The sequence below is a fragment of the Bacillus sp. 1NLA3E genome, assembly GCF_000242895.2.
In the GTDB taxonomy this organism is placed as follows: domain Bacteria; phylum Bacillota; class Bacilli; order Bacillales; family Cytobacillaceae; genus Bacillus_BU.
In genome coordinates this window covers 1,401,289-1,423,036 of sequence record NC_021171.1, presented here as the reverse complement: position 1 = coordinate 1,423,036, position 21,748 = coordinate 1,401,289, and the positions used below count along the sequence as shown (strand labels likewise).

Below are 21,748 nucleotides of genomic sequence, written 5' to 3'. Positions count from 1 at the left end.
GTCCTATCTCTCTCGCATTTTACATTACGATTCAAAATAAAAATAGTTTCAAATTAAAATTTCAAAACAAAAGAGTGAGCAAGGTGCTCACCCTTTATTTTTGCTGTTCTTCTTTGTAATCACACTGGATACATTGAACTTGGACACCTTTTTTGAGTTTCTTTTCTACTAACACGCTGTCACATTTTGGACAATTACGTGGCAATGGCTTATCCCAAGAAATAAATTCGCATCCAGGATATTGATCACAGCCATAGAAAATCCGCTTTTTCTTACTTTTTCGCTCAATGACATTGCCTTCCTTACAACTAGGACACTTAACACCAATATCCTTAACAATTGGTTTCGTATTACGGCAATCTGGAAAATTACTACAAGCCATGAATTTTCCATAGCGGCCCATTTTAAAAACCATCGGGTTCTGACATAACTCGCAGTCTTCCCCAGCAGGTTCATCTTTTATTTCCACATGTTGCATTTCTAATTCAGCTTTTTCAAGACTTTTTTCAAAACCTTGATAAAAGTCGCTGATGATATTAACCCAATTTACTTTTCCGTCCTCAACATTGTCAAGGTTTTGTTCCATTATTGCGGTGAAGTCTACATTTAATACTTCTGGAAAAAATTCAAGTATTAACACATGAATGATTTCACCTAACTCAGTTGGTACAAACCGCTTATTGTCTAAGGATACATATCCTCTTTTTTGAATCGTATCCAGGGTTGGAGCGTACGTCGATGGTCGACCTATCCCAAGTTCTTCAAGTGTTTTTACTAACCTCGCCTCGGTATATCGTGGTGGTGGTTGCGTAAAATGCTGCTTTGGCTCAATGTCCTTTTTAAGCACTTTATCGTTTTCCTGAAGATTTGGAAGCATTTTTTCGCTTTCTTCCGTCTGATCATCTGTACCCTCTACATATACCTTCATAAATCCAGGGAATTTTACTTTTGATCCCGTAGCTCTAAATTTGACCTCACCATTTTTTAGGTCAACACTCATGGTGTCCATCACCGCTTGAGCCATTTGACTAGCTAAAAATCGTTCCCAAATTAGCTTATACAATCTAAGTTGATCTCGCGAAAGAAATTCTTTCAAACTGCTTGGCTCACGAAGAGTGCTAGTCGGACGAACTGCTTCATGAGCATCTTGGGCGTTTGATTGTTTCTTTTCTTTTCTTTTCTCAGTCTGAAGGTAAGCTTCACCAAACTTATTTTGAATATATTCATTCGCTTCTTTTTGGGCGACTTCAGAGATACGGGTTGAATCTGTTCTCATATAAGTGATTAATCCAACCGTACCTTCTTTACCAAGATCGATTCCTTCATAAAGTTGCTGAGCTAACATCATCGTTTTCTTTGCTCTAAAATTTAACTTCCGAGCTGCCTCTTGTTGTAAAGAGGAAGTAGTAAATGGCACTGCCGGGTTTCTTCTTCGTTCCTTTTTCGTAACGGAATCGACAGTAAATTTATTACCCTTTAGCTGTGCTAGAACATTGTTTACGTCATCTTCGGAATGAAGTTCTACTTTTTCCTTCCCGATTCCGTAAAATGATGCTTCAAACATCTCCGTTCCTAGCAAGAACTCCGCGTTAATAGACCAGTATTCTTCTGGTATAAAATCTTTAATTTCCTTCTCACGGTCGATAATTAGCCTAACAGCAACTGATTGAACACGTCCGGCACTTAGCCCTTTCTTCACTTTTTTCCATAAAAGTGGGCTAATATTATAACCAACCAATCTGTCCAAAATCCGACGTGCTTGCTGCGCATCCACCAAATTCATGTTAATCGGTCGTGGGTGTTTAAACGATTCCGTTATGGCATCCTTGGTAATTTCATTAAAAACAACTCGACAATCAGATGTTATATCTACGTTTAAGCTGTGCGCTAAATGCCACGCAATCGCCTCTCCCTCTCTATCGGGGTCAGCTGCGAGATAAATTTTCTTCGCTTTTTTTGCCGCTGTCTTCAATTCTTTTAAAACAGGACCTTTTCCACGAATCGTTATGTACTTAGGTTCAAAGTTGTCCTCTTTATATACGCCCATTTGGCTCTTCGGCAAATCACGAACATGACCCATGGATGCTTTAACTTTATATTTTTTTCCAAGATACCGTTCAATCGTTTTCGCTTTTGCTGGCGATTCAACGATTACAAGATAATCTGACATCCAGTAGTCCTCCTTAAGAGGGAATATTCTTAAATCATAGCTTAATATCATTTAAGTGATTTATTCACAGTTTGAAATAATCATTATTATTGAACAAGAAACTAAGTTTTGTCAACGATTTGCACTAAGCAATCGTTTTCATTCACTGTACTGACACATTTTCCCCTTGAAAAGTGAACGAACACCTGTTGCAAAATGTATAACAGATTGGCAATAATTTCAACCTTTTTTTACAAAAAAATTCAAAACGTCATTTTTTTATGGCTCTGTTAACTAGAATGTTGATTTCCGCTCCAGACGCTTCGCTTTCCGCGGGGCGGGCGGTGAGCCTCCTCGGCGCTTAAGCGCCTGCGGGGTCTCACCTGTCCCGCTGCTCCCGCAGGAGTCTTCGCGCCTTCCACTCCAATCAACATTGTGCACAAAATCAACATTGAGCTATACCACAGCCTTTTTTATAAAAATGTTCTGTTAAACTTGCCTGTTGATTTCCGCTCCAGGCGCTCCTATCAACTCGTGGCAAAGTCAACAATGTGCTTAAACATCGCCTATGAAAAAAAAGAGAATTCCTCGGTTATATCTGCTCCTGTTTTGACTAGCTTTGCACCTTGTTGAATCAAGTCATTAGTACCCATAGAATGAGGACTAAAAATATTTCCAGGGACTGCAAAAACTTCTCTTCCCTCGTTTACAGCATAGCTTGCAGTAATTAATGAACCGCTTTTCCTTTGCGCTTCGATGATCAATGTACCTAGACACATTCCACTAATAATCCTATTTCTTAATGGAAAATGCCATCTTTCAGGTCTAGATCCAGGTGGATACTCGGAAATAATCAACTGGTTCTCGAACATCTCTTTCGCAAGGATAAGGTTTTCCTTTGGATAAATGTGGTCAAAACCTCCTGCAATCACTCCTATTGTATTCCCACCTAGCTTCATCGCATAATCGTGACTAAGAGCATCAATGCCAGTAGCTAATCCACTAACGATAATAAATCCCTGATTAATTAGTTCAGGAAATAGAATTTGAATAGCCATTTTTCCATAAGATGTTGCATTTCGTGATCCAACTACGGCAATTTTTTTAGTATTCTTCAGAAATTGCAGATTCCCTTTGGCGAAAATAACCCATGGAGGTTGATAAATCTCCTTAAGCAGCGGTGGATATTGATCGTCAAAAATAGTGATTGGATTAATACCATTTCGTTGATAGTGGTTGAGGAGCTCGAGGGTAGCGTTTAAGGGTAGGTCTTGCAACTTAGTGGTTTGTACAGGGACTCCGACATGGCGAAGCTCTACAACTGTAAAAGAATTGAAGGATTCTAGTGTGGGGTCATTTTTAATAATGGTTTGCGTCATAGACCAACTCAATCCCTTCCAGTGATGGAGGAGGATTAGCTTCTTTTGAAAAAGATCCATTCATTAACACTCCTTATAAAAAGATTCACAAATCGTTTAGAAATAGAATTTTTTTGTTGGTAGTTCAATATATTGGAAGTATAGTAGGTGAAGGTTTAAATGAAGATAAGCCCCTCTGAATGAGGGACTTCTTTTTAGGAGATTAGTGTAGAGAAAATGGAGGTATTCCATTTTCTCCAACTAAACCTATCTTAATGAGTTTTACACAAATCGTATATACCTTTGTCCTTAATTACTTCAATTAATGTTTCACCCATTACAGATGGTGTTTCCGCAACCTTGATTCCACATTCATTCATGACACGGATTTTCTCATCAGCCGTCCCTTTACCACCAGAAATAATCGCTCCAGCATGACCCATACGCTTACCTGCAGGCGCTGTACGACCGCCAATGAAGCCGACAACTGGTTTTGTCATGTTTGCCTTAACCCATTCTGCTGCTTCTTCTTCAGCTGTTCCACCGATTTCACCAATCATAATGACAGCATATGTTTCTGGGTCTTCATTGAAGGCACTTAAAGCATCAATAAAGTTTGTCCCATTTACAGGGTCTCCGCCAATCCCAACCGCTGTTGTTTGACCGATTCCAGCCTGTGTCAATTGATGCACTGCTTCATATGTTAATGTTCCAGAGCGGGAGACGACACCAACATGTCCCTTTGTATGGATATAACCTGGCATAATTCCAATTTTGCACTCATCAGCTGTAATGACGCCTGGGCAGTTTGGGCCCACAAGTCGAGTCTTTTTACCTTCCATATAACGCTTTACCTTAACCATGTCTAAAACAGGAATATGCTCTGTTATACAAATAGCAAGGTCAAGCTCTGCTTCCACTGCTTCTAAAATTGCATCAGCAGCAAAGGCGGCTGGTACATAAATAACGGAAGCGGTTGCACCTGTAATTCGGACAGCATCTTTAACTGTATTGAATACAGGTACACCCTCAACTTCAGTTCCACCCTTACCTGGGGATGTTCCGCCAACAATTTTCGTACCATATTCAAGCATTTGTTTTGTATGAAATAATGCTGTCGCACCTGTTATTCCTTGTACAATAACTTTAGTATCTTTATTAATGTATACGCTCACATGTATTCTCCTTTCCTAATCCATCCTTTACTAAGGAAACGATTTTTTGTGCTCCATCAGCCATAGATTCTGCTGCGATAATGCTTAAACCTGACTCATTTAAGATTTTCTTTCCAAGGTCAACGTTTGTTCCTTCTAATCGAACAACAAGTGGCACCTCAAGACCAACTTGTTTCGCAGCTTCAACCACACCTGTAGCGATAACATCACATTTCATAATACCGCCAAAAATGTTGACAAAAATTCCTTTAACGTTTGGATCTGAAAGGATAATTTTAAATGCTTCTGTTACTTTTTCAGCTGTTGCTCCGCCACCAACATCAAGGAAGTTTGCAGGGTCTCCACTATAATGTTTGACGATATCCATTGTTGCCATTGCAAGACCAGCACCGTTAACCATACAACCGATATTTCCGTCTAATGAAACATAGCTTAGGTCGTACTTTGATGCTTCAATCTCTTTGGAATCCTCTTCATCTAAGTCACGATAGGCTAGTACTTCCTTTTGGCGATATAAAGCGTTATCATCAAAGTTTAATTTTGCATCTAAAGCCATAACTTTCCCATCCCCAGTTGTTACTAGTGGATTGATTTCAGCAATGGCGCAATCGTTTTCAATAAAGGCCGTATATAACCCTAACATGAATTTTACTGCTTGGTTTACAAGTTCTTTAGGAATATTGATTGAGAAGGCAATTCGACGAGCTTGGAAAGCTGTAAGTCCAATGATAGGATCAATCTGTTCCTTAAAGATTTTTTCAGGTGTTGCCTCAGCCACTTCTTCGATCTCTGTTCCACCCTCTTCAGATGCCATTAAGACAACTTGGGATGTAGCACGATCTAATACTAGTCCAACATAATATTCTTTTTTAATGTCACAGCCTTCTTCAATTAACAAGCGTTTGACTTCTTTGCCTTCTGGGCCTGTTTGATGAGTCACTAAAGTTTTTCCTAAGATTTCGGTTGCATATGTACGAACTTCATCTAGGTTTTTAGCTACTTTAACTCCGCCGGCTTTACCCCTACCACCTGCGTGAATTTGTGCCTTTACAACACAAACTTTTGTTCCAAGAGATGTTGCTGCTTCGACAGCTTCCTCAACTGTAAAAGCCACTTTCCCGTTCGGTACAGATACCCCGTATTTTCTGAGGATTTCTTTCCCTTGATACTCATGGATATTCATTTCCCATCCTCCTATCAAACTTTCAAATATAGACTGTGAATTCATTTTAATAAAAAAAATGATGCACTGTCTAATAATATATCACAGATACAAAATATTTTGTTATAAAATTCTGAAATTTTAATATTTTTAATATCAAAATTATTATAGAATAACAAAAAAGGAGACCACTAATTTTGTGGTCCCCCAAATTTGAGAATTCTCCCATCCTTATACATAATCTTTGACTGGTGCAAAACTTTTTCGATGATGTGGAGTAATCCCGTTTTTTTCAATAGCTATTAGGTGTTCTTTCGTTCCATAGCCCATATTGTTGGCAAAGCCATACTCTGGATAAACAAGTCCAATTTCTTTCATCAGTCGGTCTCTTGTTACCTTTGCAACAATAGAGGCAGCTGCAATCGAAATGCTTTTGGCATCACCTTTTATAATTGCTTCATAAGGGTAGGGTGAAGTTAGCTTCATTGCATCTATGAGCAGAAAATCGGGTGCGGTATCTAGGCCAGAAACCGCTGCTAGCATAGCTTTTTTTGTTGCTTCATAAATATTTATGTTATCGATTTCTTCTGGAGAAATAGATCCTATACTTACGGAGATTGCTTTGGCCATTATTTGGTCATAGTACTCTTCACGCTTTGTTTCAGTTAACTTTTTGGAATCGTCTATTCCAAAAAGCAAAAAGTCTTCAGGTAAAATAACAGCAGCTGCAACAACGGGACCTGCAAGTGGTCCGCGGCCTACTTCATCGATTCCAGCTATTAATTGGTACCCTTGCTTTCGGACAGATATTTCATATTTGCTCATTTCTGCAAATTTTTCGCGAGCGAGATTTTCCTGCTCGCACTGTCTTTTCCATTTTAATACAAGCTGCTGGACACCTTTTCGTTCATCATTAGAAATAATTCTAATAAACTGTTCGTCGTCTTTTTGGTAACTCTTTAAACGCTCAGCAATTTCTCTAATTGATAATTTACTCACTCTAATCTGATCTCCTGACTATGTAGGGTTTCAATATTCCAAAAAAAATGAATCAAGGGCCCGATTTTTATACGGGTCTTGATTCATTCTCTAGCTCGTCGATTTTTTCCAAAAGATCGCTTGGTCTTTCAAAACTGAGCGGACCTAATTTCTCCATCCGGATTTCACGGATAATCAATTCGGAGACCTTATCGTAATCTACTTCTCCACCACCAACTAAGCAGCCACGGAATTTTCCAATTACATTAAACTGCTCCACTGTATCTTCCGGAATCATTTCAAGTTTGTATCGTTCCTTCAGCCTTTCAGGGTACACTCTTTCCAAATATTGAAGGGCATATGCTGCAATTTCATACATATTAAGGAGCGTGTCTTTAATTGCCCCTGTTACGGCTAATTTCAGACCTACCTCTTGATCGTCAAACTTTGGCCAGAGAATACCAGGAGTATCTAGTAACTCCAACTCCTTGCCAACCTTTATCCATTGCTGTGCTTTTGTTACCCCAGGAGTATTACCGGTTTTGGCAATGTTTTTCTTGGCTAGACGGTTGATAAGAGTTGATTTTCCGGCATTGGGAATCCCGACAATCATGGCTCTAATTGCCCTAGGATTAATTCCTCTAGATTTCATTTTATCAAATTTTTCACTTAGAAGTTTTTTTGCCTCAATAACAATTTCTTTCATTCCAATGCCTTCTTGAGAATTAATTGCTAATGCGGCGACTCCATTATCTTGAAAATAACGAATCCATTGTTTCGTTACTTCCCGATCAGCCATATCGGCTTTATTTAATAAAACCAATCTCGGTTTATGCTGGATTATCTCATCAATCATCGGATTTCTAGATGAAAAAGGAACCCTAGCATCCACCAATTCAAATATGATATCAACCAGTTTAAGCTTTTCTGTCACCTCTCGGCGAGCTTTTGCCATATGTCCGGGGAACCATTGAATCGTCATCACTGTCACCCCTTTTACTTGTTCTAATTTACCTTTTTAATCCACAATCTGCATATCCTTTATTGGCCAATATAGGATGCTTGTCTTTCCTAACACCTTTTTATATGGTACCGTACCGATATGTCTTGAGTCTTTACTATAACGGCGATTATCACCCATAACAAATAAATTATCTGCTGGTACCTTCTTCTTGCCGATTTTTTCTTCGAGAGTAAACGGCTCCGTTAGCGGGCCATCAATGACTGATTTTTTATATTCATCTAAGTATGGCTCTTTATATGCTTTCCCATTTATATAAAGGGTATCATTTTTATATTCTATTTCATCACCGGGTAAGCCAATTACACGTTTTATGTAATCTTTACCTTCTGGAGCGTGGAAAACAATAATATCAAAGCGCTTAGGGTCACCAATTTTATAACTAAATTTATTAACAATCATTCGATCCGAATTATGAAGTGTCGGCATCATAGATAGACCATCAACAACTATTGGTGCGAATAAAAAGGTGCGAATTACAGCAGCTAAAATAACTGCAATTACTAATGCTTTTGTCCATTCCCAAAGTTCGTTTTTCTTTTTTGTCATTAAATTCCCCACCATTCTCAACTTAAAAAGTGTTCACCTAGGTCTATTTTACATAAGTCTAAAAAAATAAACACGATGGGATTACCTTTTTCATAAATATTTAACCTTTTTGTATCTTGTTGGAAATATTTATTTAAAATATGGACGAAATTTGCCCACATGCTTACTTGGCTCTGTTAAAGATTTCCGTTCTAGGCACTTGCCTTCCGGGGGCAGGCGGTGAGCCTTCTCCACTCCAATCAACATTGTGAAAAAAATCAATATTGAGCTTTAACATAGCCAAACTATTAAAGTGGTAATGCTAATTTATTCCTACAAAAAAGGGGCTTGAAACCAAGCCCCCACTTTTTGTTTATTAGCGAATCTCTTTAATACGAGCTTTTTTACCACGAAGATTACGTAGGTAATAAAGTTTCGCACGACGGACTTTACCGCGACGAAGAACTTCTAGTTTCGCAATTTTTGGTGTGTGTACAGGGAATGTACGTTCAACACCTACACCGTAAGAAATCTTACGAACTGTAAATGTTTCGCTGATTCCACCGCCACGACGCTTAATCACAACACCTTCAAAGAGCTGAACACGTTCGCGAGTACCCTCGATAACTTTTACGTGTACACGTACAGTATCACCAGGACGGAACGAAGGAAGATCAGAACGAAGTTGTTCTTTTGTGATATCTTCAATTAATTTTTGCATCGTTTTCAACTCCTCCCACAGATGCTCTTACATTCCTTTTTATGATTGCAGCGGAACATCGTTATCAAGACTTAGTACTTTACAGCCCAAGTCACAAAAATTATCATACCACAAACACTATGCTTTCGCAACAGTTAGTCGTGCTGATTCCGCAATTCTTCCAGCCACTTTTGTTGCTGTTCTGTAAGTTCTACTTTTTCAAGTAAATCAGGACGCCTTAAGTACGTACGACGCAACGATTCCTTTGTCCGCCACTCTTCAATCAATCGGTGATTTCCAGATAAAAGAACATCAGGTACGTTCATGCCACGGAATTCTGCTGGTCTAGTATAATGGGGATGCTCAAGAAAGCCCGTGCTAAATGAGTCTTTCTGATGAGATTCTTCATTTCCTAGGACCCCAGGAAGGAGGCGAACGACGCTATCAATGATGACCATTGCCCCAAGCTCTCCTCCGGTTAAAACATAATCACCAATGGAAATTTCGTCTGTAATTAAATATTCGCGAATTCTTTCATCATAGCCTTCATAATGGCCACAGATAAAAATTAGATGCTGTTCTTCTGACAGTTCCTCTGCCTTTTTTTGCGTAAATCGTTCTCCTTGTGGGCAAAGCAGGATTACACGCGGAGTAGCATCGGTATCAGCATTCAAAAGCTCTGAAACGGCATCAAAAATAGGTTGAGGCTTTAAAACCATTCCTGCTCCCCCACCGTACGGGTAATCATCTACAGTCTGATGTTTATTATCCGAAAACTGCCGAAAATTGACAACATTATAGTTAACCGAACCGCTGTCAGCAGCTTTTTTTAAGATTGACTGGGTGAATACACCTGAAAACATTTCAGGGAAAAGCGAAAGAACATCAATTTTCATCATGATAAAAGGCCTTCCATTGGCTCTATCAAAATGATTTTTTCTTTAACATCTATCTTTTTTACGATTTGCGCAATATAAGGGATTAAAATGTCCCTTCCTGTTTTAGGCTTAATAACCCAAACATCATTTGCACCTGGGGTTAAAATCTCGGTTACTTTTCCTATTTCTTCGCCATGTACTGTACAAACAAGACAGCCTACAATTTCATGGAAATAGAATTCACCCTCATCGAGTGCACCAAGCTGATCTTCAGGAACTTTTAATATCCCGTCCCTAAATTTCTCGACGAGATTAACATCCTCGAATCCTTCAAAGGTTAGTAACTCAAAGTTTTTATGAGTGCGATGACTAACCACTTTTAATTCAATTGGGCTGTTTGAATTCGCCCCTGGCATAAATAAAAATAAATGATTTCCAGGCTTGAACCGCTGAGCAACAAAGTCCGTTGTTGAAATTACCCGAACTTCTCCTTTTAAGCCATGTACATTAACGATTTTTCCAACATTAAACCATTTATCCATAATTAAAGTCACCTTTCTCGTATTTCTGCCACTAAACCATCTTTAATCACAATGGTTTTGCCAGTTAGAAACTCCTCCCAGCTATCTCCTTCATTTAACTCAACAAGTGCTTGTACTTCTCGTTCTTTTAATTCGCTTCCTAATGGTAGGATATGTAGTTGTTCGATTTGGAAGTCTGCTAACTTGATTTTTTCATGCCGTGCTTGGATTTCTTTTTCAAAATGCTTCATTAAACTAGCAGGCTGATATTTTTTTGCTTTTTCCAACTTTTTTAATTCAAACCTAAGTTGATCACATTCTTTTTGTAACTGCAATTTTTTTGAATGGTATTTATCAAATAAATTGTCCTTACTTTGTTCCGTTAATACTTGTTTTATCACGACAGTTTGAAGTAGTTTCATTTCGATCGCCTCCCATAGCACTTATTCCCCGAGGAAAAGACATATGATGGAACTATCTATTAATATATACGAAAAGAGGAGGGATGCCCCTCCTCATTCTGAGATTTCTAAAAAAATCTTCTTCTGTTGTGATGATCCTGCTGCATAGACTACTGTTCTAATGGCCTTTGCAACGCGCCCCTGCTTTCCAATTACTTTTCCCATGTCAATCTTGTTGACAGAAAGCTTATAGGTTACGCGGTGATCCTCTTCAATGACGTCAACTAAGACATCATCTGGAAAATCAACAAGGGGCTTAACAATCGTTTCAATAAGCTGCTTCATAGGAATCTCGAATTACTTGCTGTTTTTAACATTATGGAATTTTTCCATGATGCCTTGGCTAGAGAAAAGGTTACGAACTGTATCAGATGGTTTTGCACCATTTTGTAACCATTTAAGAGCAAGCTCTTCGTTGATTAATACTTGTGCTGGTTGAACAACAGGATTATATGTTCCAACTGTTTCAATTTGACGTCCATCACGTGGTGAACGAGAATCAGCAACTACAATACGATAGAAAGGAGATTTTTTTGCTCCCATACGTTTTAAGCGAATTTTTACTGCCATTTTAAATAGCACCTCCGAATAGTTTCACACAAGATAATATAATAACAATGAATAAAAAGTTTGTAAAGTGTTTTTTCTTAACACCTAAATTTTGGATGCACCAATCAAGCTTTAGAAAGGATTAAACGGTAGCTTAAAACCACCTTTTTTCTTCCCTTTTTGCTGCATGCCAGTCATTTGTTTCATCATTTTCTTCATGTCTTCAAATTGTTTTAGAAGACGATTGACATCAGGAACTGCTGTTCCACTTCCTTTGGCGATCCGTTTACGACGATTCGCATTAATCACCTCAGGATGCAGCTTTTCTTCCTTTGTCATCGATTGAATGATGGCTTCCACATGGGAAATTTGTTTTTCATCAATTTGAACATTATTCAAACCCTTAATCTTGTTCGCACCAGGCATCATCTTTAATAGTTCATCAAGCGGACCTAGGTTACGAACTTGCCCGAGTTGATCAAGAAAATCGTCCAGAGTGAAAGAAGCTGTGCGCATCTTCTTTTCTAACTCTTTTGCTTTCTCCTCATCTACATTAGCTTGGGCTTTTTCGATAAGGGTTAGCATATCTCCCATTCCTAAGATCCTTGATGCCATGCGTTCAGGATGGAAAGGCTCCAACGCATCCATTTTCTCACCAAGACCGACAAATTTAATCGGTGTATTGGTAACAGAACGAATCGACAAGGCTGCACCACCACGAGTATCACCGTCTAACTTGGTTAAGACAACACCCGTAAGTCCCAGAGTCTCATTAAAGCTTTGGGCTACGTTTACAGCATCTTGACCAGTCATCGCATCAACGACAAGGAAGATTTCATCAGGCTTCGTAAGCTCTTTTATCTGTTTTAATTCATCCATAAGTGCTTCGTCAACATGCAATCGACCTGCTGTATCAATTAATACATAGTCATGATGATCTTCCTTAGCTTTTGCAATCGCTTGTTTCGCTATTTCAACCGGATTTACTTGATCACCAAGGGAAAAGACAGACATTCCAAGCTGCTTGCCAAGCGTCTCAAGCTGTTTGATTGCTGCTGGACGATAAATATCGGCCGCAACGAGCAACGGGTTCCGATTGTACTTTTTTCGAAGTAGGTTTGCAAGTTTTCCTGATGTTGTTGTTTTACCAGCACCTTGTAGACCCACCATTAAAATTACAGTAGGAGGACGATTAGAAACGGCAATTTTACTTTGTTCGCCGCCCATTAACTCCGTTAGTTCCTCTTTTACGACCTTAATGACTTGTTGTCCAGGTGTAAGGCTTTTCATAACCTCTTGACCTTGTGCTCTCTCACTTACTTTTTTAACAAATTCCTTGACTACCTTAAAGTTAACGTCAGCCTCTAGAAGAGCGAGACGAACTTCACGCATCATTTCCTTAACATCCGCTTCGTTTACTTTCCCTTTACCGCGGATTTTTTGGATCGTATTTTGCAGTCGGTCGGCCAATCCTTCAAACGCCATGCTTTGCCGCCTCCTAATCTAGTTTCTCTACTTCAGCCACTGCTTCATACAGTGCCTGTTTAGAAGGTGTTTCTTCTGCAAGCATTTCCTTTATGTCGGCAAGAAGCTTGCAACGATCTTGAAATTTTTGTAACAGCAATAACTTTTCCTCGTATTCCTCTAGCATCGCTTCGGTTCTCTTTATGTTGTCATAAACAGCTTGCCGGCTTATATTATATTCTTCAGCGATTTCTCCTAAGGAATAGTCTTCTAGGTAATATAGGGACATGTAGCTGCTCTGCTTTGGGGTTAACAACGATTGATAAAAATCGTATAGATAATTCATGCGTGTTGTTTTTTCCAGCATCGCTATTCCCCCCTTGTTAAGTGAAAAGCCTTTACAACTTATTTTACACAGAACGTGAACCACTGTCAAGGTGTGTCGTCCAGGTTGTTAACTCTCCCTAATTAAGGCCCCATCTAGGAATTTTTTATTTTCTTATACGTCACTTCATCACAAATCACAAACATTTTTGCATCATCCGCAATTGAGTCGTTCGGTCTCCTGGCTATGTCTAAATGACTTCCGTCCGAAATGAGGGTTGCCCCTAAATCAAATAAATCCATAGCCGCATCTTTATATGTATTCCATTGTGGTTTCTTGTAGATTTCATATAGATTGTCTTTATCTGTATTGCTGAGTAATTGCTTAAATAAACGGCTCGACCCAGGGTAGATTGCAGCCTGCGCCATCAAGCGGGAAACCGATTCCTTAGCCAAAATAAACTCATCGACATGTGCGTATTCGAATAAGGAAATATGATTTTCCTTCATGATTTCTACTATGGTGTAGATACTTTTTTGGAACCGTTTAGAGATAGACTCAACCCGGGATGCAATCAGCAGAGTTTTCCCATCCGCATATTCGGTAAGTTCAATTCGCTCATCAGTAAAAATCGAAACGGATCTTGATTCAAGAATGTTCGCCTTCAACAAGATTTCCTCATCGGCGGGATCACCACTGATAAAATGGACCCGTTCGTGTTCAATTGGACATTTAATGTCATTATCAATAATGACTATTTCCGCTTTGGTTTCGGTACTAATGATTTCCTCCAACACATTTTGCATTTTCTCCCTTGATGATCCTATTAATATATAATGACCTTCCCCCGAATATTTCAACTTACCTTCCTCCTTTAGCTTCCGATACAAACTAAAGCTCTCAAATATCTTCCCAATAATAAGACCCATCGCCCCGATTCCAACCGTGTACAGCAATAGCATGGTAAAAATTCGTCCGACCTGACTACTAGGATAGAAATCTCCGTAACCAACCGTTACAATGGTCGTCATCGTCCACCATAAAGCATCAAAAAAGGTCGGAAAGGTTTTAGGTTCTAAATTTCGCATCGTAAAACTGCTTGCGAAAATGACTAAAATCGTAATAGCCACTAATTTCCCAAGACTAACTTTACTTAACTTCGAAAATATTTTATGTAAAATCCACATAGGTTCCCCTCCTTTCCTCCACTTTAGCGGACACCAATTGGTAAAAAATACGACAGATTATCGGTAATAAGGTTCCCAACCCGACACCCAATTCCTCCCGGTTGACCATTTAAGAGAAAACTACCAATAATCATATGTCCCTGTTGTTTCCCTTTTTCACTGAAAAAGGGAACTGTTGGAAGCTCAATATACTTTTGATAGATTGGAATATATTTTTGATACGTTTTTAAGACATCTTCCGCTTTTAGGTTTCCGTTTCCATCATAAATTTCGACCGTGTCTCCCTCTCGACCAAACGAAGGTTTTTTGACGTAGGCCTGCTTCGCTTTTAAAAAAGAGTCTGGTTCAAGGTATGTAGGAAGGAAATGCTCGTTGATCCACCCATGTTCTTCTTCAGTAAAAAATGGGTGTTTATCCTGATGCAACCCCCATATCACCGCCTGAACCGTTTTATTTTGTAAAAGGAAGGAAGAGGGGGGATTAATAATAGCTAGGCAACCTAATTGGACTAATTCGAGAAGCCATATACCAATCGGATTACCCGCTTCATCTTCATCACATATCAAATTTTCAATTGGAAAGGTTTGCCGATAAAGAACATCAATTTTCTGCCCCTCGTCATCGTAAAGACCTTCCCCTTTCACAATACGGAGTCGGTTGAGAGGAAGATATTTAGAAGGAAATTGAGATATCTTTTGAAGATACAACGCCGTGTTTCGGTCTTCAAGATGGTCATAATGCGAGGTGAAAATAACATTTGGTTGTTTCTGTCTTATTGAAGCATTAATGCTGTTTCGAACGACCTCACTGAGCTTTCGGTTCATCCCTCGATTAGGGTTTTCCAGTTGAAACTCCTTACAGATCAACTCATTGATATTAAATACTTCTTTAATAAAGGTCGGAGTATCTGAATTCATTTCTAAACATTTAAAGGTAGTTCCGCTTTGAACCAAGTCGAGGCGAGAAATCACACTTTCCGCCGTGTGCGATGGTATTCGTAAAAAAGAAAGAGTTTCCTCTGGGAACCCCATCTCCAATAATATCTCATCATTGACCTTACGAAGAAGCTTGGATATTTTAAAAAAAATATGGCCAATTCGCTCCGATGATTGGTGGACTTTTTTTATAAAATCACGATCAGTTTCAAAAATATCATAAAGTGCATACTCTTCTCCATAAAGATCCGGCCAGAAATCCACCACTTTATTGAAGAATTGTTGGCGCGTTACATGATAGGATGAGGAATCCACAAAAAATTCTCCTTTACTCTTCATCAATAGGTTTCACATAAATGACATAGGCACCACGATCTTCATCAATTTCTGTTGAGGTTGTCAAAAACTGACCAACCCCCAAAATATCAACAACATCCTTAAGAAGAAAGCGGATTACTTCAAAGTGTGTTTCAATTTGTTCTACTTTAAGCAGTTTGTAGTTTTCTTGTAACTGGGAACTGCGAAATTCAAGGTGAAGTCCATTTCCACGGTAAATGTTTTCATCAGGTAAGCGTTCATTTGCTCCAATTTCCTCAAGAACGAGAATTTCTTCGCTCCCCTTCATTTCGTTTGACAGTAATTGGTATTGCCTACCTTCCATGATGAAGTAAGTGCATAATTGTCTTGCGTAAAACTCGTCTTCCCCAACTAACGGCAGACAATATTCATAAAACGGTTGATATTCTCCATTTCCCCTATCAATAAAATATGTAAGCTTTTGCACCTGTTTCATCTCCTAACGAAGCGCGAATGTTAATAGGTAAGACATTTGGAAACAACCCAGCCAACTGCAATTGATAGCGAAAACAGCATAATCCCCACTGCCCGGTTATCTTCTTCAATTGCTTTTTGAATACTAAAGCGGATCGTGATCACTTCAGCAAGAACAAAGAAAATAATTTGAGCGACAATTCCAATCGCCCCCCAAATAATCATATCTAGTAAAGAAACAGAGTACTCCGCTGCTGCACCAAGTACCACAGCAAGCCCTAATAGCTTCCCACCCAATGATAATGCAGCAGTAATATTTTTTTGAGCGATTAGCTTGAATTCTTGAAGCTTCGTTGTACTTTTTTCAAAGATAAAAATGCCAATCAATAATAATAGTAAGGATACAATCAAGTAAACTGAAAAATTTAAATATAAATCCACTAATATCCCTCTCTCCCTATAAGTTAACCACCGTAGCTCTTTGATCCGCTTCCAAACCCTGAACTGCCTTTTTTATAATTGCTGCCGCCCTTGAAGGATTTGCTATTTTTGTATTTCAAAAAACCTTTATTTTTATGCAAAAGTGATCTCGTAGCATAAAAGGATCCTCCATAATAATAGTGATGAAAATAAGACGAATTTTCATCATCACATTCCCACACTCCATCATCACTATCCCATTCCCAATCTCCACATGCGTTATTATTGGGCTTAGGTGGGATATCTGTATCGTTCCCACAACCTGTTAACCCAAAGGCAAAAGCAGTGGTCGAGATACCAGCAATGATCTTTTTCGTTTTGCTCATTTTCTCTCCCCTTTCAAAAAAGCTATTTTCCATCAATAATAACATACATTGTAAGCACTTTATTAGAAAAATATGACATTTTAAATGGGCGTAAAAACAGGGCTGCCAAGTACTCCTTCGGCAGCCCCATTTTCATCTTTATTTTAAAATAAGGATTGATTCCCTATTCTTCATCCGACTCATTTTCCACTTGATCCGCAAATAATCCATAAACGTATTTTTCAGCATCAAACTCTTGTAGGTCATCCATTTTTTCACCAAGACCGACAAATTTGACAGGAATATCAAGCTCATTACGAATCGCGAGAACAATTCCTCCTTTAGCCGTTCCATCGAGTTTTGTTAACACGATGCCACTAACATCTGTCGCTTCTTTAAAAGTTTTTGCTTGAATCATCGCATTTTGCCCTGTTGTTGCATCGAGGACGAGCAATACTTCATGCGGTGCTCCTGAAATTTCCCTTTCGATAACCCGTTTTACCTTTTCCAGTTCTTTCATAAGGTTGACCTTATTTTGTAGACGACCAGCTGTATCACATAGGAGGATATCAGCATTGCGGGCTTTTGCTGCCTGAATGGCATCAAACATAACTGCAGCTGGATCGGAACCCGCTGCCTGTTTAATTACTTCCACGCCAACTCGCTCTCCCCATACCTCTAACTGCTCAATAGCACCAGCACGGAAAGTGTCCCCGGCAGCCATCAATACCCGCTTACCTTCCGACTTGAATTTATGCCCTAGCTTTCCGATCGTCGTGGTTTTACCAACTCCGTTAACACCGACAAATAAAATAACGGTTAACTCATTATCCTGAATGTTCAATTCAGAAGTTATGGTTTCACCCTTGTCTCCTTGATAAATCTCAACGAGTTTTTCAGAAATGACACTTTGAACTTCTTTTGGATCTTGAATATTTTTCCGCTTCACTTCTAATTTCAGTTCATCAATCAACTTCATCACTGTATCAAAACCAACGTCTGCCTGAATCAGGATTTCCTCAAGTTCTTCAAAAAATTCCTCATCAACCTTACGATACCGCGCAACAAGGTCGTTTACTTTTCCGGAAAAATTATCACGGGTTTTCGTTAACCCCTGTTTAAATTTTTCAGTCACGCTGTCTGTTTGTTTAGAAATTTTCTCTTTTAATTTTTTAAAAAAGCTCATCTATTTCACTTCCTCGCCTTTATAATGTCTACGATTGAACTAAATCTAGGGTATCGTCTAAACGAACCGATACGAGCCTTGAAACCCCTGACTCTTGCATGGTGATCCCATAAAGTACATCGGCCTCTTCCATTGTGCCCTTACGATGGGTGATAACGATAAATTGCGTTTCATTACTATATCTTTTTAAATATTTACTGAATCGATGCACATTAGCTTCATCAAGTGCCGCTTCCACTTCATCGAGAATGCAAAAAGGAACGGGACGAACCTTTAAAATTGAGAATAATAATGCAATTGCCGTTAGCGCACGCTCTCCACCTGATAATAACCCGAGGTTTTGCAATTTTTTACCTGGCGGCTGAGCAACGATCTCCACTCCAGTGTTTAGCAGGTCACTTGGGTCTGTTAAGCGCAAATCCGCCCTGCCTCCACCAAACAATGCTTGAAAGGTAGGCTCAAAATGCGAACGAATTCCATCAAACATTTCGGAGAAGCGTTTTTTCATTTCTTCATCCATTTCACCAATAACCTGAAACAGAGTATCCTTGGCTTCCTGAAGATCCGTTTTTTGCTCAAGTAAAAACTCATACCGCTCTGACACCCGGTCATACTCTTCAATTGCCCCGAGGTTAACTGAACCTAATTCTTCAATGGCAAGCTTTATCAGTTTCACTTTTTTACGTGCTTCATCCACAGGGATGGACAGTGGGTATTGCTCCTTTGCTCCTTCAAACGTTAACATGTATTCCTCTCGAAGATGAGAGAGACGATTTTCAAGTTCAAAATCATATCGATTTAACTTAATTTCTTCGTCCTTTAAACTTTCCACCATGCCTTTATGCTGCCGTTTTAATTCCTTGGCCTCTAACTCTTCATCCTCAAGCTCTAACTGGATTTTAACTCGTTCTTCGCGACGGGAAGAAATAAGTTTCACCGTTTCATTTTTATCCTGCAGCATTCGGTTCGCCGCAATTTCAAGCTGTTCTTCGCCAGAAGAGCTATTGGTCATTTCTGAAGACAATAGTTGTAAATCTTCAGAAACTGTCTGCAGCTTTTCTTGATTTTCTGAAAGCTCAATTGTCACTCTAGTTAGTTTTTCATTCGCATGTGACAGTTGCTCATTTTTAGCGGCAATCAAAACTTTGCGGTCGTTTATACCGGATAGGAGCGTCTCGCGTGATGTCGATTCAATGCTTTTTTGTTTAGAAAGCTTCTTGATTTCTGCATCTAGATTGGCTATTTCCTCAGTAAGTTGATGAAGGTCCGATTGTAGCTCTACCTTTCTAGAAAGAAGAGTCTCGGTCTCTTTACTAGTTTGAAGTTTATCCATATCATATAATGCCAACCGTTCGTTAACATTTTTTTCTTCAAACTCGATTTCACGCAGATCACCTTTTAAAGTTTGTTCTTTAAGGCGAAGTTCCTCACCCATTTTGCGTAGTAATTCCAATTCGGATTCTTTAGAAGTTGTCTCATTTTTTAAACTCTTCACCTGATTTTCAAGGTGGGCCGTTTTTTCTTCCATATCGACTAGCTTTTTCTTTAATTCTTCAAGCTCTCCTTTACGGCTCAACAAAGAATTTGTCTTTTGCTTTACCGCTCCCCCTGTCATGGAACCGCCTGGATTCACTACGTCACCATCTAACGTGACGAAACGACAACGATATTGAAGAATTTTTGCTAGTTCGTTTGCACCTTTTAAGTCCTTCGTGATGACGACATTACCCAAAAGATTCGTGATGATTTCCTGATATTTTGTATCATAACGAATCAACGAGGAAGCTGCCCCAATAAACGATGGATGTTGTCCAATCGCTTGAAGCTGACTTGACGAAAGATTCCTTCCTTTGATAACACTTAACGGTAGAAAGGTAGCTCGACCATAGGAATGCTGTTTTAAGAAGGAGATGGCGGCTCGGGCATTTTGCTCCGTATCCACCACAACATGCTGCATCGCTGCACCTAAAGCTATTTCAATTGCTGTTTCATATTCTTTTGGGGAGGATATTAGTTCAGCAACAGCGCCCTCTATCCCTTTTAGGCTATGATTTCTTGCTTTTAAAACTTCCTTAACACCTTGGAAGAATCCAGAGAAATCTTCCTCCATCTCTTCCAGCATTTCTTTCCGTGATTTGGATTGCTGCAAAAATTGGTAGGCCTGATATAAGGTTTTTTCTTGCTTTGAATAATTATTTTTTATCGACTCAAGCTTTCTTTGCTCTTGATAAAAGTTCTGAACTTGTTTTTCAAGCTTCTCCTTTGCTTCATCCAAAAGCAATAATACTGAATGCTTTCGTTCAGCTATATCTTGACGTAGACCGATAAATTTTTCGTTCGTTTCATCAAGTTTTCCGTTTCTACTTTCTTGCTGTTGCAGCTGAGTATCGATATAACGAAGTTCATTTTTGGCATTTGCTTGACTGTTTAATAACTCAATATAATCACTTTTTAAAGAATCTATCTTTTGTTCAATATTTTCGCTAAATAACTGGAGCTGTGCAAGGCTGGTCTCCAAATCTTGTTGCAGAACATTTGCCTCGTCATGAAGCCTGCAAACAGCAAGTGTTTGCTCGTCTTTCTCTGCTTGGAGAAGCACCACTTTATTTGAAAGTTCAACCACATTTTTCTCTAGTTGATGTTTGTTTTGAGAGGCGTTTTTTTTCCGTTCTTTTAAGACTTCCTTTCGCCCCTCTAGCTTTTCAAGTTCCTCTGTGGCATGGAGCAGGACAGTTTGTAGATCATCAATTGACTCATCTAAAGCAAAGATTCGATCGCGACGTTCCTCAATTTTAGCCTCTTTTTTCTGAAGCTCACTCGATAGCCTTAGCTCATCTCGTTGATGGAGTTCAAGCGTGGCAGAGAGCTTTTCCCATTTAGCGTGGAAATCCTCTATATCATAGACTGTAAGGGCAACCTCAAAATGTTCTAGCTCTTCCTTTTTTTCTAAGTAATCCCGAGCAATCGATGCTTGAATTTTTAATGGCTCTACTTGGCCTTCAAGCTCATGAAGGATATCGCTGACACGATTTAGATTTTCTTGTGTCTCCATCAACTTGAATTCTGCTTTTTTCTTGCGATTCTTGTATTTTAATACACCTGCCGCTTCTTCAAAAATCGTCCGGCGGTCTTCGGCTTTGCTGTTTAATATTTCTTCGACTTTACCTTGGCTAATAATCGAAAAGGCTTCCCTGCCAAGACCAGAATCCATAAACAATTCAATAATGTCTTTTAATCGGCAGGACTGTTTATTAATCAAAAAATCACTTTCCCCGGTTCGATACACACGTCTTGTTACACTCACTTCATTGTACTCAACCGGCAGAAATTGATCTTCGTTATCGAGAGTTAATGTTACTTCAGCAAAATTCAAGGCTCGTCTTGAATCGCTTCCAGCAAAAATAATATCCTCCATTTTCGTTCCGCGAAGTGATTTTGCTGATTGTTCTCCAAGTACCCATCGAACTGCATCGGTAACATTGCTCTTTCCACTTCCATTAGGACCAACAACCGCTGTTACACCCGGAACAAAATCGACGGAGATTCGTTCGGCAAAAGATTTAAAACCAACTACATCCAAACGTTTTAAAAACATGCTGTCTCCCTCCTACTTGT

22 protein-coding genes are annotated in these 21,748 nt (G+C 39.1%); all 22 read right to left on the bottom strand.

Annotation, left to right across the window (positions count from 1 at the left end; all coding sequences use genetic code 11):
• Positions 1–94 precede the first annotated feature (94 nt).
• Positions 95–2,170 (bottom strand): type I DNA topoisomerase, encoded by a 2,076-nt coding sequence (gene topA / locus B1NLA3E_RS06955; RefSeq protein WP_015593131.1) that lies wholly within the window; start codon positions 2,168–2,170, stop codon positions 95–97.
• 545 nt (positions 2,171–2,715) lie between these two features.
• Positions 2,716–3,588 carry a DNA-processing protein DprA gene (gene dprA / locus B1NLA3E_RS06950; RefSeq protein ID WP_015593130.1) on the bottom strand — a complete coding sequence of 291 codons (873 nt, stop codon included), beginning with the start codon at positions 3,586–3,588 and terminating at the stop codon, positions 2,716–2,718.
• 191 nt (positions 3,589–3,779) lie between these two features.
• A complete protein-coding gene (gene sucD, locus B1NLA3E_RS06945) occupies positions 3,780–4,682 on the bottom strand; it encodes a succinate--CoA ligase subunit alpha (RefSeq protein WP_015593129.1) in 903 nt (300 codons plus the stop codon).
• Entirely contained in the window at positions 4,666–5,865 is a 1,200-nt protein-coding gene (sucC, locus tag B1NLA3E_RS06940) for an ADP-forming succinate--CoA ligase subunit beta (RefSeq protein WP_015593128.1), read from the bottom strand. Before sucC ends, sucD begins: the two co-directional genes overlap by 17 nt.
• A 210-nt stretch (positions 5,866–6,075) precedes the next feature.
• A complete protein-coding gene (locus B1NLA3E_RS06935; RefSeq protein ID WP_015593127.1) occupies positions 6,076–6,843 on the bottom strand; it encodes a ribonuclease HII in 768 nt (255 codons plus the stop codon).
• Between the two features lie 67 nt (positions 6,844–6,910).
• A complete protein-coding gene (gene ylqF, locus B1NLA3E_RS06930; RefSeq protein ID WP_015593126.1) occupies positions 6,911–7,804 on the bottom strand; it encodes a ribosome biogenesis GTPase YlqF in 894 nt (297 codons plus the stop codon).
• 36 nt (positions 7,805–7,840) lie between these two features.
• Entirely contained in the window at positions 7,841–8,392 is a 552-nt protein-coding gene (gene lepB, locus B1NLA3E_RS06925; RefSeq protein WP_015593125.1) for a signal peptidase I, read from the bottom strand.
• Between the two features lie 355 nt (positions 8,393–8,747).
• Positions 8,748–9,092: a 50S ribosomal protein L19 gene (gene rplS / locus B1NLA3E_RS06920; RefSeq protein ID WP_015593124.1), complete on the bottom strand. Its 345-nt coding sequence runs from the start codon at positions 9,090–9,092 to the stop codon at positions 8,748–8,750.
• 134 nt (positions 9,093–9,226) lie between these two features.
• The gene (gene trmD / locus B1NLA3E_RS06915; protein WP_015593123.1) at positions 9,227–9,967 is read right to left on the bottom strand and encodes a tRNA (guanosine(37)-N1)-methyltransferase TrmD; all 741 of its coding nucleotides are present in this window, start codon (positions 9,965–9,967) and stop codon (positions 9,227–9,229) included.
• On the bottom strand, positions 9,967–10,491 hold the full coding sequence (gene rimM / locus B1NLA3E_RS06910; RefSeq protein WP_015593122.1) for a ribosome maturation factor RimM: 525 nt from the start codon (positions 10,489–10,491) through the stop codon (positions 9,967–9,969). The genes trmD and rimM overlap by 1 nt, the downstream gene beginning before the upstream one ends.
• A gap of 8 nt (positions 10,492–10,499) precedes the next feature.
• Positions 10,500–10,892: a YlqD family protein gene (locus B1NLA3E_RS06905; RefSeq protein ID WP_015593121.1), complete on the bottom strand. Its 393-nt coding sequence runs from the start codon at positions 10,890–10,892 to the stop codon at positions 10,500–10,502.
• A gap of 93 nt (positions 10,893–10,985) precedes the next feature.
• Positions 10,986–11,216 (bottom strand): KH domain-containing protein, encoded by a 231-nt coding sequence (locus B1NLA3E_RS06900; protein WP_015593120.1) that lies wholly within the window; start codon positions 11,214–11,216, stop codon positions 10,986–10,988.
• A gap of 12 nt (positions 11,217–11,228) precedes the next feature.
• Positions 11,229–11,501: a 30S ribosomal protein S16 gene (gene rpsP / locus B1NLA3E_RS06895; protein WP_015593119.1), complete on the bottom strand. Its 273-nt coding sequence runs from the start codon at positions 11,499–11,501 to the stop codon at positions 11,229–11,231.
• Between the two features lie 111 nt (positions 11,502–11,612).
• Positions 11,613–12,965 carry a signal recognition particle protein gene (gene ffh, locus B1NLA3E_RS06890; RefSeq protein WP_015593118.1) on the bottom strand — a complete coding sequence of 451 codons (1,353 nt, stop codon included), beginning with the start codon at positions 12,963–12,965 and terminating at the stop codon, positions 11,613–11,615.
• 13 nt (positions 12,966–12,978) lie between these two features.
• Positions 12,979–13,311 (bottom strand): putative DNA-binding protein, encoded by a 333-nt coding sequence (locus tag B1NLA3E_RS06885; RefSeq protein WP_015593117.1) that lies wholly within the window; start codon positions 13,309–13,311, stop codon positions 12,979–12,981.
• A 113-nt stretch (positions 13,312–13,424) separates the two neighbouring features.
• The gene (locus tag B1NLA3E_RS06880) at positions 13,425–14,456 is read right to left on the bottom strand and encodes a potassium channel family protein (protein WP_015593116.1); all 1,032 of its coding nucleotides are present in this window, start codon (positions 14,454–14,456) and stop codon (positions 13,425–13,427) included.
• 23 nt (positions 14,457–14,479) lie between these two features.
• Positions 14,480–15,730, bottom strand: coding sequence for a glutathionylspermidine synthase family protein (locus B1NLA3E_RS06875; protein ID WP_015593115.1), 1,251 nt, complete (start codon positions 15,728–15,730; stop codon positions 14,480–14,482).
• Positions 15,720–16,184, bottom strand: a complete 465-nt coding sequence (locus tag B1NLA3E_RS06870; RefSeq protein ID WP_015593114.1) for a hypothetical protein — start codon at positions 16,182–16,184, stop codon at positions 15,720–15,722. The genes B1NLA3E_RS06875 and B1NLA3E_RS06870 overlap by 11 nt, the downstream gene beginning before the upstream one ends.
• A gap of 20 nt (positions 16,185–16,204) precedes the next feature.
• Entirely contained in the window at positions 16,205–16,603 is a 399-nt protein-coding gene (locus B1NLA3E_RS06865; protein ID WP_015593113.1) for a DUF350 domain-containing protein, read from the bottom strand.
• Positions 16,604–16,626: 23 nt separating this feature from the next.
• On the bottom strand, positions 16,627–16,968 hold the full coding sequence (locus B1NLA3E_RS06860; protein ID WP_041580364.1) for a hypothetical protein: 342 nt from the start codon (positions 16,966–16,968) through the stop codon (positions 16,627–16,629).
• A 163-nt stretch (positions 16,969–17,131) separates the two neighbouring features.
• Complete coding sequence (gene ftsY / locus B1NLA3E_RS06855; RefSeq protein WP_015593111.1) at positions 17,132–18,133, bottom strand: signal recognition particle-docking protein FtsY; 1,002 nt, start codon at positions 18,131–18,133, stop codon at positions 17,132–17,134.
• A gap of 28 nt (positions 18,134–18,161) precedes the next feature.
• Positions 18,162–21,728: a chromosome segregation protein SMC gene (gene smc / locus B1NLA3E_RS06850; RefSeq protein WP_015593110.1), complete on the bottom strand. Its 3,567-nt coding sequence runs from the start codon at positions 21,726–21,728 to the stop codon at positions 18,162–18,164.
• Positions 21,729–21,748: the final 20 nt, after the last annotated feature.